The 12,784-nt window shown below is 46.5% G+C and carries 12 protein-coding genes; 9 read left to right on the top strand and 3 right to left on the bottom strand.

Annotated elements, in window-relative coordinates; all coding sequences use genetic code 11:
* Nucleotides 1–19: 19 nt before the first annotated feature.
* Nucleotides 20–856 (bottom strand): SIS domain-containing protein, encoded by an 837-nt coding sequence (locus EDC16_RS05195; protein WP_132966117.1) that lies wholly within the window; start codon nucleotides 854–856, stop codon nucleotides 20–22.
* 130 nt (nucleotides 857–986) lie between these two features.
* Between EDC16_RS05195 and murQ the strand changes: the two genes are divergently transcribed.
* Complete coding sequence (gene murQ, locus EDC16_RS05190; RefSeq protein ID WP_132966115.1) at nucleotides 987–1,928, top strand: N-acetylmuramic acid 6-phosphate etherase; 942 nt, start codon at nucleotides 987–989, stop codon at nucleotides 1,926–1,928.
* A 15-nt stretch (nucleotides 1,929–1,943) separates the two neighbouring features.
* Entirely contained in the window at nucleotides 1,944–3,389 is a 1,446-nt protein-coding gene (murP, locus tag EDC16_RS05185) for a PTS N-acetylmuramic acid transporter subunit IIBC (protein ID WP_132966113.1), read from the top strand.
* Nucleotides 3,390–3,592: 203 nt separating this feature from the next.
* Here murP and EDC16_RS05180 read toward each other — a convergent pair whose 3' ends face one another.
* Nucleotides 3,593–3,973 (bottom strand): type II toxin-antitoxin system HicB family antitoxin, encoded by a 381-nt coding sequence (locus EDC16_RS05180; protein ID WP_132966111.1) that lies wholly within the window; start codon nucleotides 3,971–3,973, stop codon nucleotides 3,593–3,595.
* A gap of 1 nt (nucleotide 3,974) precedes the next feature.
* The gene (locus tag EDC16_RS05175; RefSeq protein ID WP_132966109.1) at nucleotides 3,975–4,226 is read right to left on the bottom strand and encodes a type II toxin-antitoxin system HicA family toxin; all 252 of its coding nucleotides are present in this window, start codon (nucleotides 4,224–4,226) and stop codon (nucleotides 3,975–3,977) included.
* Nucleotides 4,227–4,431: 205 nt separating this feature from the next.
* Here EDC16_RS05175 and EDC16_RS05170 point away from each other — a divergent pair, with 205 nt between their 5' ends.
* From EDC16_RS05170 to tgt, 7 genes are all read left to right on the top strand, one after another.
* Nucleotides 4,432–4,953, top strand: coding sequence for a pilus assembly FimT family protein (locus tag EDC16_RS05170; protein ID WP_132966107.1), 522 nt, complete (start codon nucleotides 4,432–4,434; stop codon nucleotides 4,951–4,953).
* The gene (locus EDC16_RS05165; RefSeq protein ID WP_132966105.1) at nucleotides 4,916–5,707 is read left to right on the top strand and encodes a hypothetical protein; all 792 of its coding nucleotides are present in this window, start codon (nucleotides 4,916–4,918) and stop codon (nucleotides 5,705–5,707) included. The genes EDC16_RS05170 and EDC16_RS05165 overlap by 38 nt, the downstream gene beginning before the upstream one ends.
* Before the next feature lie 16 nt (nucleotides 5,708–5,723).
* On the top strand, nucleotides 5,724–6,392 hold the full coding sequence (locus tag EDC16_RS05160) for a DUF2572 family protein (protein WP_132966103.1): 669 nt from the start codon (nucleotides 5,724–5,726) through the stop codon (nucleotides 6,390–6,392).
* Nucleotides 6,373–6,726 carry a DUF5374 domain-containing protein gene (locus EDC16_RS05155; protein WP_132966101.1) on the top strand — a complete coding sequence of 118 codons (354 nt, stop codon included), beginning with the start codon at nucleotides 6,373–6,375 and terminating at the stop codon, nucleotides 6,724–6,726. Before EDC16_RS05160 ends, EDC16_RS05155 begins: the two co-directional genes overlap by 20 nt.
* Before the next feature lie 66 nt (nucleotides 6,727–6,792).
* Nucleotides 6,793–10,260 carry an exodeoxyribonuclease V subunit gamma gene (gene recC, locus EDC16_RS05150; RefSeq protein ID WP_157330427.1) on the top strand — a complete coding sequence of 1,156 codons (3,468 nt, stop codon included), beginning with the start codon at nucleotides 6,793–6,795 and terminating at the stop codon, nucleotides 10,258–10,260.
* A 102-nt stretch (nucleotides 10,261–10,362) separates the two neighbouring features.
* Nucleotides 10,363–11,451, top strand: coding sequence for a tRNA preQ1(34) S-adenosylmethionine ribosyltransferase-isomerase QueA (gene queA / locus EDC16_RS05145; RefSeq protein ID WP_132966097.1), 1,089 nt, complete (start codon nucleotides 10,363–10,365; stop codon nucleotides 11,449–11,451).
* 80 nt (nucleotides 11,452–11,531) lie between these two features.
* Nucleotides 11,532–12,692 carry a tRNA guanosine(34) transglycosylase Tgt gene (gene tgt, locus EDC16_RS05140; RefSeq protein WP_132966095.1) on the top strand — a complete coding sequence of 387 codons (1,161 nt, stop codon included), beginning with the start codon at nucleotides 11,532–11,534 and terminating at the stop codon, nucleotides 12,690–12,692.
* Nucleotides 12,693–12,784 lie beyond the last annotated feature (92 nt).

Genomic DNA, 12,784 nt, shown 5'->3' with positions numbered 1-12,784 from the left:
TGCGATAGGGACAGCAATGTTATAGTCGGGCAATCAGTTGTTTGCTGCGTTCAATTTGTGCCAATGCAGTTTGTTGATTCTGTTGCAACAAGCCCATAAACAGCAGATCGGTTATCGCATGTTGTGCGGTGCGCGAAGCGATCGAGGAGCTGCGGTACAACGATTCATCGGCAATCGAAAACAGCAGTTGATCAGCGGCTTGATGCAGTGGATTAAAGCTTGCAGAAGTCAGCGCAACCACCGGCACATTCTGTGCTTTTGCCGTTTCAACGGCTAACAACAATTCTTTTTTTTGCCCGGAAAAAGAGATCACAAACAGCAAATCCTCAGCGGTTAACGTTTGGCTGAGCACCAACTGGGCGTGGGTGTCCATTTCGGTTAAAGCGGTAATCGAAATTTTATTCAGCTTATAAGCAAAATCCTTAGCCACTAACGCCGAATTACCGATGCCAATCAATAAAATTTTCTTGGCGCTGTTCAGCCGTGTCAACACCTGTTGCAGCACGCCCAATGAATTAATCCGATAGGTTTCCTGCAACGCTTGTTGTTTTTCCTGAAACAATTTTTCAGCAACCGTCGCCAAACTGTCGTCCAAACCGATGTCGTCGTGCAATTTGATTTTGCCGTTCAGTGCCAAGTCTTCACTGATGGCGACTCTGAATTCAGTATAGGAACGCAGCCCCAATTTTTGGCTGAATTTGATTATGGCTGATTGGCTGACACCGATGGTTTCGGCTAATTTTGATGAGGAAAGATTTTTGACTTGAAGGCTGTGCTGCAAAATAAATTCGGCAATTTTCAGTTCGGTTTTGGAATAACTGCCAAGTAGATGTTCAATTTTGTTTAAAAAACCCATAGCTGCCTCACAAATGGAATAAATAATTCTTGTATTTTAAATTATTTTGAATAAATTAGTATTTAATGCTGATTAAGTCAAGGATCAGCCGCCATAAATATCGATCACCCACATCAGATGAGGAGGGCGAATGCCGGAAAAACTGAATCAATTGATCACAGAAAGCCGTAATCCACAATCGGAGCAGCTTGATCGCTTATCCACCGTTGATATTTTACGCCTGATCAATCAGGAAGATCAAAAAGTGCCGCAGATTATCGCCGAGCAAATTCCATCGATTGCACAAGCGGTGGAGCAGATTGTCGACGCATTTCAACGTGGCGGACGCTTGATTTATCTTGGGGCAGGCACCTCTGGGCGCTTGGGAATTTTGGACGCCAGCGAGTGTCCTCCGACCTATGGTACTGACCCGAATCAGGTGATTGGCTTGATTGCCGGGGGCAAAAGTGCGGTTTTCAGCGCAGTAGAAAATGCGGAAGACAATCGGCAGGCAGCGATTGAAGATCTGCAACAAATTCAATTAAATCAGCATGATGTACTGGTCGGGATTGCCGCCAGCGGACGCACGCCTTATGTGCTGAGCGGTATTGAGTGTGCCAAACAGACGGGCTGTGTGACGGTAGGCATTGCCTGCAATCCTGACTCAGCTTTACTGCAACAGGCACAGATTGCGATTTGTGTGGCGGTCGGGGCAGAAGTGGTGACCGGTTCCTCACGCATGAAGGCCGGAACGGCACAAAAACTGGTGCTGAATATGCTGACGACAGCAGCGATGGTGCGCAGCGGCAAGGTGTACGGCAATTTGATGGTCGATGTGCAAGCGACGAATCACAAGTTGATCGAACGGCAGAAGAATATTGTGATGCAAGCCACCGGCTGCCAACAACAGCAGGCGGAGCAGGCATTGCAGGCGAGTAATCGACATTGTAAAACCGCCATTTTAATGCTGCTGGCAGATCTTTCGGCAGTGCAAGCCGAGCGTTTGCTGGCAGAGCATCAAGGCTTTATCCGACAAGCGTTGGCATTTCACTTTCAGCAACAAAATCAGCAACAAAATCAGCATCAGCAATAAAAACAGGAGGGCATTATGGCAGAGACAAAACAAGCGGCAGGGATCAACCCGGCGTTTATTGCGCAAGTGGTGAGGTTACTCGGTGGCGCGGAAAATATTGCTTCAGTCGGCAACTGCATGACGCGCTTGCGTTTAAAAGTCAACCAGCCGCAAGCGGTAGAGCTGGAAAAATTGAAACGGCTTGAGGCGGTGATGGGCGTGGTGAATATGCAGGATCAAGTGCAAATTATTCTAGGGCCGGGCAAAGCCGGAAAAGCTGCCGAACTGTGCCGCAGTTATTTGCAACAAAGTGCGGTATCCAACGATCTGAATGATATTGCTCAAAGTAATAAACAGCAGTTGAAACAACAACAAAGCAGCGGAATGCACCAATTTTTAAGTAAATTCGCCACCATTTTTACTCCGCTGATTCCCGGTTTTATCGGCGCCGGATTATTACTGGGTATAGGAACCCTGTTGGATCAATCTTTTGTTGCCGGTGTGGAAGCGCCGAATGCCACTTTGGTCGCGTTGATCGGCTATTTAAAAGTGTTCAGCAAAGGTTTGTTCAGCTTTTTAAGCATCATGATCGGCTATAATGCGGCAAAAGCCTTCGGTGGCACCGGAGTCAACGGTGCCATTATCGCCTCGTTTTTTATTCTTGGTTATAACCCCGAAGCGACCAAAGGAATTTATTCCGGTATGAGCAGCTTTTTCGGCTTGGAGATTGATCCGCGCGGCAACATCATCGGTGTGCTGATTGCGGCGATTGTCGGGGCTAAAATTGAACAGTGGGTGAGAAAATTCATTCCGGATAATCTGGATATGCTGCTGACCTCCACTATCACGCTGTTGCTGATGGGCGCATTCACCTTCTTGCTGATCATGCCGATTGGCGTGGTGTTGTTTAACGGCATGTCTTGGTTGTTCAGCCATTTGAACGGCAATCCGTTTGGAAGTGCGGTGTTGGCAGGGCTGTTTCTGCTGTCGGTGATGTTTGGTATTCACCAAGGTTTTGTGCCGGTCTATTTTGCTCTCGTGGAAACGCAAGGCTTCAATGCGCTGTTTCCGATTTTGGCAATGGCAGGTGCAGGGCAAGTCGGTGCGGCGATTGCGCTGTATGTAATGGCAAATAAAAGTTCGTTGCTGCGTTCACAGATTAAAGGCGCCATTTTGCCGGGCTTTTTAGGCATTGGTGAACCGCTGATTTATGGCGTGACACTGCCGAGAGTTAAACCCTTTATCACCGCCTGTATCGGTGGTGCAGCCGGTGGTTTTGTGATTGGTTTGATCGCCTATTTGGGCTTCCCGATGGGATTGAACAGCGTCTTCGGACCGTCAGGTTTACTGGCAATTCCGCTACTGACCGGACCAAACGGCGTATTTGCTGCAATCGCCATTTATCTGGCTGGCACAATCACCGCTTACCTGGTCGGTTTTGTCACAACCTACTTCTTTGCCAAAGAGGTAGATTTAAGTTAGGCAGTTTTTAACAAGAAAGGGATAAATGACTGAAGAATTTATCCCTTTCTGTGTTGGCAACCATCTATGAAGCATAATGCTTAATTTATTTCAGCATAATCCACACTCCGCTGATTTCATCATCGGCCATCAAATGGTGTATTTCCCATTTTTCCAGTTATTTTTTGCTTCATAGAGATCGCTCATCAACAAAGATGGTTATCTTATTGCAATCCAACGACTGAGTGACTCTTTAGTGTTGCCGAAGAATTATATTTTTCAATAACTAAATCAATTGCTTCTTTGGTCAGCGCATTAATAGTTGTATGGTGTTTTAGTGCAATGGATGAGATAGCACGGTGTTTTTCAGGTTCAATTCTGACATTAAATTTGCCGGAGCAAGGTTTTTGAGGATTGATTCCGCGTGCTTCACAATCAGCCAAATAATCTTCTACAGCATCATGAAAAGCGCTCTCTAGCGCAGAAGGAGTTTCTGCTTCATAGGTAATTAATCCATTAATATGGAGTAGCTTTCCATGCAATATATTATCTGAAATTGAAATTTCAATACTGCCGACGAACCCTTTAAATTTCATTGTTTCCATCTTAAACTCCTAGATCGTCTAATGTCTCTTTAATACGTTTGAGAATATATTCTTTTAAAATATTGCCCGGATGTGGTTTATGTAGATTGATTGGATAATCTAACTCAGGATGATAAAACTTAACTCTTGAGCCACTACCTTGTTCTTCAATAAAACCTAATTTCAACAAAAGTGTTTTGAGTTCATCCCAAGTGAAATCTTTAGGTGCTGGCTCTTTGTACAGTTTCTTTTTTAGCTTATCCAGTTTACTCATTTCTGCCACTGTAATCTAGTTACGTTTATACGGTTGATTGTAAATGATGGATTTTTTATTGGCAAGGTTTAAAGCGCAGCACTTTCGAATATAATGCACCAACCATTTCCATTTTTCCGATCCCGATCGCAAACATACCTGATCGCACTTTGCTTATTTGATAATTTTTCTAAACTGGCTGACAATACAACAGTCGGGAGGGGGAATGGCGAAGGGGTTTACCTTGTTGGAAACACTGCTGGTGGTATTTTTACTGAGTGCGCTTGCCACTTGGATGTTGCCGCAGTGGCAGGTGTTGTCGGATTATCAGGTGTTGCAAAAAGAGCAACGGCGGCTGTTTGGTTTTTTACGGCATATGCAGTTGCGGATCGAAAATTCGCAGGAGATCTGGTTTTTGCTGATCAATCGTGACGCCACTAAACAGAATTGGTGTGTCAGCGTACAGCGCAAGGATAATCTGATTTGTGACTGTTTTATTCCACAACATTGCCCGCAACGATTGCAGGCGCATTTTTATTATCCCGGTTTTCCGCAGCAAACTCGCATCATCAGCAAAAAATATTATCCGGCGGAAATCAGCCGGTTGAGTGGGATTCGTGACACGTTTTCTGCGGCCTGTTTTGTGTTGCAGGCAGGCAAAGAGCGTTCTATTTTTTCGCTGTTTAATGTTGGCAGTTTAAGGGTAAAAAATGATCAAGCCGCCAGTGCCTGCGTACACGACAATTAATTTTCGCCAAGTGCGGTATTTGACCACTTGGAAAAAAGGCTCCGGCTTATTGGCGTTGATGGTCTCGATAGCGCTCGGTTCATTTTTGTTGTTGCTGATTGTGGCGTTTTTCACCCAAGCGGTAAATCAGAACCGTGAGTTATTGCTACGGTTGCAGTTGCAACACGAGCTGAATAAAGTGCTGCATTTGATGAGTAAAGATATTGCTCGTAGCGGTTTTTACCATATTCAGCAAACCCTTGAACAATCCAACATTGCCTTATTTAACCATGCTGATGGTACGGCAACGACCATCACACAGGCTAATCGAGAGGCGGTAAACAGCTGTTTGCTGTTTTGGTACGATTTGGATCACAGCGGCTGTGTCGGCAGCCAGCAAGGGGCGCAATGCCAGTCCGAACAGCGCAACAGTAGCAACGAGATTCAAAAAGAGCTGTTTGGCTATCGCCTGAAAAGCAAGATGATTGAAACCCGTGCGATGTATAAAAACGGCACGATTCAGGCGTGTGAGCAAGCACAATGCAATGGCTATATTGCAGAAAAAGGCTGTGATACCCGTGGTTGGGTTGATTTGCTCGATACCGACATCTATCAAATCAATCTGCTGCGATTTTCGTGGTTGGCGAACAGAAAAGGGGTTTTGGCAGAAATTGGCGGCAGTTATAAAAAACAGCCTAAAATCCGCTATCAAAGTGCGGTGGTGATTGCGTTGAACAATCGCTTAGCGCAAGGCAGTCAAACCGTTTCTCCATAACAATCAAAGGAAAAGTATGCTGAAAAAAGGCGTTGTCACTCTAACCGCTCTGTTGTTGCTCTCCAGCGCATTGCTGCTGTTTTTGATGTTGGACGAGCAGATCTTGGCATTACATCGCGCGAATTTGGGCGAGCGGCTACGCTATTTGCAACAACGGGAACATTTGTTGCAGCAAAGTGTGGCTGCTGATGGCAATACACTTTGTCGGCAACAAAGTGCGGTGCAGACCGAAAATTTTTTCAGTATTCATTTTACTGATTCGCAGCAAGATCAGCAGCATAGCATCATTTGCCATCGTTTAACGCTGTTTAAAACCTTGCCGCAGCAGGCGAGCGCAAAAGGCTGGTCGAATTTTTTACATCCAGATTGGCAAACTGGCTGGCAGCAATCTGATTTCGTCCATTTGCCCTTAAAGGCAGCGGATTATGCTGCAAACAGAGTGTTGTGGATCGAGGGGGACAGCGAGTGGCAGCTGGCGCAGGATTTTTATGGGGTGGTGTTGGTAAACGGCAGGCTTAAGTTGTCGGGTGAAGGCAAGATTATCGGTGCTTTGATCTATCAAACAGCATTGCAATCAACAGAAAATCAAATTGAATTTAATCAAAGCGTGGTGAACAACGTGGCAGAACAATATCAACAATGGTTGTATCGGAGTGACAGTTGGCATGATTTCAATCCGTTATAAGTTAATCCGTTATAAGCCAATCCGTTATAAAGGAATTCAGTATAAAAAAGGCGCTAGCCTGTTCGGTGTGTTGCTGACGATGGCACTGTTCAGTAGTGTCGTGTTGGGCATTTCGGCTTGGACGGCGACGCAGCAACGAGAGGGCGTGTTGATCTACCAACGCTATCAGGCGGTGCTGTTGGCACAAAATCAGTTTGCCCGCCAGCGTTTAGGGTTGGATTGCCAAAATAGTATTGAACAAAATCAACTGCTTTTTCGAGTGAGTTGTCAGCCAAAACAGGTGAAAGTGCGGTTTCCGGCAGGAGAATTGACGTTGAATATCGAAACTGAATAATCGCACTTGCAACCACTGGCGCTCTCGTTGACAATAACGCTATCTAATCGAAACAGAGGCGTGGCGGTGTTACATTTATATTATTCCAACCATTTAGAGACGCAAAAAGAGCTTTTGGTTCGCCTGCTGGCGCTACAGCCGTTGTCAGATCCATTCCAGAGCGAACAGATTCTGGTGCAGAGCCAAGGCATGGCGCAGTGGTTGAAACAACAGATTGCTGAAAAGTGCGGTGTTGCCGCCAATATTGCGTTTCCGCTGCCCGCCAGTTTTATTTGGCACCAATATCACCGCACTTTGCCGAATGTGCCGCAACGTAATGCGTTTGCAAAAGAGAGTATGCAGTGGCACTTGATGGCGTTGATTCCAACACTATTGTCGCTGCCGCAGTTTGCTGAGCTGAAACGATATTTGAGCGGACAAGCTCAGACTGAACAGGAAAAATTATATCAGCTGAGTGGTAAAATTGCGGATCTATTCGATCAATATTTGGTTTATCGCCCTGAGTGGATCACAGCTTGGGAACAGAATAATGATCAAGCGGTTATCCAAGCGATTATGCAGCATTTACCTAACCAATCGCCACCAGATACCGCACTTTCACTTCCATTTACCGATGATCAACTGACGCCAGAGTGGCAAGGCGCGGTCAGTTGGCAAGGACAGTTGTGGCGCGCCTTATATGCTCGGATTGAACAGCAAACAGCACAGCAAGCAGCGCAAAATCACCAAAATTGCCAACATCGTGCCGCTTTGCATCAGCGCTATTTGCAGCTTTTGCATGAACAAAAGCCGGCACATTTGCCACAACGCTTGTTTATTTTCGGAATTTCGGCACTGCCGAAGGTCTATCTGCAAACGTTGCAGGCGATGGCGCAACACTGCGAGGTGCACCTGTTTTTCAATAATCCGTGTCGCTATTACTGGGGCGATATTATTGATCCGGCATTTTTGCAGCAACTCAAATTGCGTAAACGTCTGACAAACGGAAAAGTAGGCTCGGGCGAATGGCTGAATGACAAGCAGTTAGCACAATTGAACCAGCCGGATTGGCAGGATGATCCGCTCGGCTATTTGCAAACCGGCAATCCGCTATTGGCAACTTGGGGCAAAATGGGGCGTGATTTCTTGGCGTTGCTCAGCCAAAGTGAAGCCAATGAAATTGATGCCTATGCCGAAGCTGATGGAAACAGTCTGCTGGCACAATTGCAAAATGCGATTTTGAATCTGCAACCGGCACAGCCGGATCCCCCATTTTTGCTTGCGCCGAACGATCAAAGCCTGATGATTCACGCCTGCCACAGCCCGATGCGCGAAGTAGAAATTCTGCACGATCAACTGTTGCACTGGTTTCAACAAGATCCTGCATTAACGCCGAAAGACGTTGTGATCATGCTGGCGGATGTCGATCAATATGTGCCGTATATCCATGCGGTATTTTCGCAATATCAATACAACGATCCACGCTTTATTCCTTATGAAATAGCCGATCGCAAACACAGCCATAGCGATGTGGTGATTGCCAGTTATTTGCAATTGTTACGTTTAAAAGAAAGCGATTTCAGCGCCGAATCGGTGCTGGCGCTGCTCGATGTGCCGGAAGTACGGGAACGCTTTGAGTTGGATCTCAAAGAGCTGGAAACCTTACAAAACTGGGTGGCACAAAACGGCATTCGCTATGGCTTGTCGGCTAACCAAAATGCTGCTGTGCCAAACTACAACGCGTGGCAAAGCGGTTTGCAACGAATGTTGTTGGGCACGGCAATGCGTGAAAACGACGGTATTTGGCAGAACAGTGTCGCATTTGATTTAAGTCACGGTTTAAGCGCCCAGATTATCGGAAAACTGGGGGATTTCTTAGACTGTCTGCAACATTGGCAGGCGGTGTTGCAGCAACCACAGCCAATTGAACAGTGGCAGCAACAGTTGCATTGGCTGCTAACGACGCTGTTCTGTGACAATCAACAAAGCCGTTCGGTGCTGCTGTTTTTAGCGAAACGGATTGATGAGATTTGCCAAACCGCACTTGATGCGGGTTACGACCGCACTTTAGACAGCAGTGTGATTGCTGAGCTGTTTGACGCCAAGCTAAGCGATGAAGACAACAGTTTCCACTTTTTGAACGGCAAATTGAGTTTTTGTACTTTGCTGCCGATGCGGGCAATTCCGTTTAAAGTGGTGGCGCTGTTGGGCATGAACGAAGGCGATTACCCGCGCCAACACCAGCCGAACAGTTTTGATTTAATGCAGTATGCACCGCAAAAAGGCGATCGGGTGCGGCGTGATGATGATCGTTATCTGTTTTTGGAAGCAATTTTATCGGCGCAGCAAAAACTGTATATCAGTTATATCGGGCGTTCTTTGACCGATAATCAAGCGCTGCAACCGTCAGTGTTGGTGAGTCAGTTGTTGGATTATTTGAGCGATCAAACCGATTTGATCCCGGCATTTGATCCACAGCAACACCCAGAACAACAGCGCCAAGATAAAGTGCGATCGCATTTGGTGCAGCAACACCCGATGACTGTTTTTAGCCGCGAAAATTTTGCCCTGAGCCAGCAAAACCGCTCTTTTGCTAAAGAGTGGCTGATAAACGAGGCATCGGCCGATTTGCAATGCAATCAATTTATGCAACCGCTCAGTGATGTGGATCAAAGTGCGGTGAGCGGCGTGATTACATTGGAACAATTGATCCGCTTTGTGCAATCGCCACTGGGCTATTTTTTCGAAAAACAGCTTGGGGTCAGATTTAAAAACGACCAAACTGATTGGGCAGACAGCGAAAATTTCAGCCTTGATTCGCTGGAACGCTATCAATTAAGCGAACGATTGCTGCAACAGCCTCAAACACAATGGGCGGCGCAAATGCAGCGTTTTGAACTGAAAGGCGAATTGCCGCGGGCGAATTTTGCCGAAATCAGCGCACAAAAACTGAGTGAACGGCTGCAACCGCTCAGTGCGGTGATAGCGCCTTATTTGGCACAAGCTGCCGATTCGTTGAATATCCGTATTGCGCTTGAGATCAACGGACAACGTTATCAATTGCAGGGCGGCATCAGCGGCTTATACCAACAGCAAAAAGTGGCATGGCGCAGTGGCGCAATCAAAGCGGCGCATATTATCCAATATTGGATCGAATACTTAGTATTACAGCTTCAGCAACCCGACAGTGCCACACCGCACTTTTATGGTTTAGAGAAAAATAAAGTGCAATTTTATCGTTTTCAACCGATTTCGGCGCAACAAGCCCATGAACAATTGCAGGTATATTTACAGGATTTCTTGCGTGCCGAACAAGTATTACTGGCGTTACCGACCGCACTTTATACTGAGTTTCTATCCGCCCCCCAAAACGATGAGCAGCTATTACAAGCAATAATCAAGCTGGGACAAGACGGTTTCCACGACAGCGACAAAGCCGATCCCTACTGGCAGCGTTTTCTGGCACAACAGCAACAGATTGATTTGGAAACAATAAAATCCAAAATGCAACGTTGGTTTAGGTTGATGCAGGAGAGCTTGGTTGTTGGATTATAGAGATTTGCTTAATTTACCTATTTTTCACCTTGCGTAAAAGCTATACGGCAAATAAACTAAGCGGCTTATTTTGTGTTAGGTTTGATATTTTGGTTAGAGAAGATGCAAGTTTCAGATTTTTATTTTGAGTTGCCGGACGAGTTGATTGCGCGCTATCCGAAAGCGCAGCGCAGCAGTAGTCGTTTGTTGTGTTTGAACGGGGAGACCGGCGAGTTGCAACATCGTCAATTTGCTGATGTGCTGGATTTAGTGAACGCCGGGGATTTGTTAGTGTTTAATAACACACGGGTGATTCCGGCGCGGATGTTCGGGCGCAAGAGCAGTGGTGGCAAGTTAGAAGTGTTAGTTGAGCGGGTGCTGGGCGAAAAAAGTTGTTTAGCACACGTTCGTGCCTCGAAAGCACCGCAAGCCGGTTCACAGATTATATTGGGTGAAGACAAACTGGGCGCCGACAATGGCATTCCGTTTGTGATGAAAGCTCGTCATGATACTTTGTTCGAGCTGGAAGTAGTTGGCGATATCCCGTTGTTGGCGGTTTTACAGCAAATCGGGCATATTCCGTTGCCACCATACATCGATCGTCCTGATGAAGAGATGGATCAGGAGCGTTATCAAACCGTGTATAACCAAGTACCGGGTGCGGTGGCGGCGCCGACCGCCGGATTGCATTTTGATCAGGCATTGTTGCAACAATTAACTGAAAAAGGCGTGAATTTTGCTTTTGTCACGTTACATGTCGGTGCGGGCACTTTTCAGCCGGTGCGAGTGGAGAAAGTGGAAGATCACCATATGCACGCTGAATATGTGGAAGTGGACGAACAGACCGTGCAAGCGGTGTTAGACACCAAAGCCGCCGGCAAGCGGGTGATTGCGGTCGGCACAACCTCAGTACGCTCGATTGAAAGTGCGGCATTGGCGGCAGCGGAGACGGCTCAACCGCACTTGCTCGCCCCCTATTTTTCTGACACCACAATTTTCCTCTATCCGGGCAAACCGTTTCGCGTGGTTGATGCGCTGATCACCAATTTCCATTTGCCGGAATCGACCTTGGTGATGCTGGTTTCGGCTTTTGCCGGGTATCGAAACACCATGTGTGCCTATAAAAGTGCGGTTGCTGAACAATACCGTTTTTTTAGCTATGGTGATGCGATGTTTATCAGTAAAAATCCAATGGTAAAAGGATTAGAATAAGTAAGAGAGGAGAGTACGGATAACCGCACTTTCTGGTTTAATCAATATCTTCGGACTGTTTTTCCGTTGAAGGAGCAAAAATGAAATATGAATTACACCAAACTGACGGACGTGCCAGACGGGGACGACTGACATTTCAACGTCCGCAGGGCGAATTTAGTGTTGAAACACCGGCGTTTATGCCGGTCGGTACTTATGGCACGGTCAAAGGCATGACGCCGGAAGAAGTTAAGGCGACCGGGGCGCAAATTTTATTGGGCAATACCTTCCATTTATGGCTGCGTCCGGGGCAAGAGGTGATGAAATTGCACGGTGATCTGCATGATTTTATGCAGTGGCACGGGCCGATTTTGACCGATTCCGGCGGTTTTCAGGTGTTCAGTTTGGGCGATATTCGCAAAATCAAAGAAGAGGGCGTGCATTTCCGTAACCCGATCAACGGTGAAAAAATCTTCTTGTCGCCGGAAAAATCCATGGAAATTCAATATGATTTGGGATCGGACATTGTGATGATTTTCGACGAGTGCACCCCGTATCCGGCGGATTTTGATTATGCTAAAAACTCGATGGAAATGTCGCTGCGTTGGGCAAAACGTAGTCGTGATCGCTTTGATGAGTTAGGCAACAAAAATGCTCTGTTCGGGATCATTCAAGGCGGTGTGTATGAAGAGTTGCGCAAAGTGTCGGTGGAAGGTTTGGTAGACATCGGTTTCGACGGCTATGCCGTCGGTGGGCTGGCGGTTGGTGAGCCGAAAGAAGATATGCACCGAATTTTGGAATATGTTTGCCCACAAATTCCACAAGATAAACCACGTTATCTGATGGGCGTCGGCAAGCCGGAAGATTTAGTCGAAGGCGTGCGACGTGGGATCGACATGTTCGATTGCGTGATGCCGACCCGTAATGCACGCAACGGACATTTGTTTACCGCCGACGGCGTAATCAAAATTCGCAATGCCAAGTACCGTGATGATACTTCACCGTTGGAAGCAGAATGCGATTGTTATACTTGTAAACACTACAGCAAAGCCTATTTGTATCATTTGGATAAGTGCGGTGAGATTTTGGGTGCCAGATTAAACACAATTCATAATTTACGCTACTATCAACGCTTGATGGCACAGCTGCGTGAAGCGATTGAAAAAGGCGAATTAGAACAGTTTGTTGAACAGTTTTACGCCAGAATCGGCAAGCCGGTGCCACCATTGAATCAATATCATGCCTTTAGCGAGGTAAAATAGCGCTGGCAACGAAGAAGCTTTTCACTTTAAGGCTTTTTTATGCTATTTTTAGAAGGCTTAAAAACGGACACGGCTAGCCAAAAATCAAGACA

The organism is Testudinibacter aquarius, from assembly GCF_004342725.1.
GTDB classification, from domain to species: domain Bacteria; phylum Pseudomonadota; class Gammaproteobacteria; order Enterobacterales; family Pasteurellaceae; genus Chelonobacter; species Chelonobacter aquarius.
This window is presented reverse-complemented; position numbering and strand designations above follow the sequence as displayed.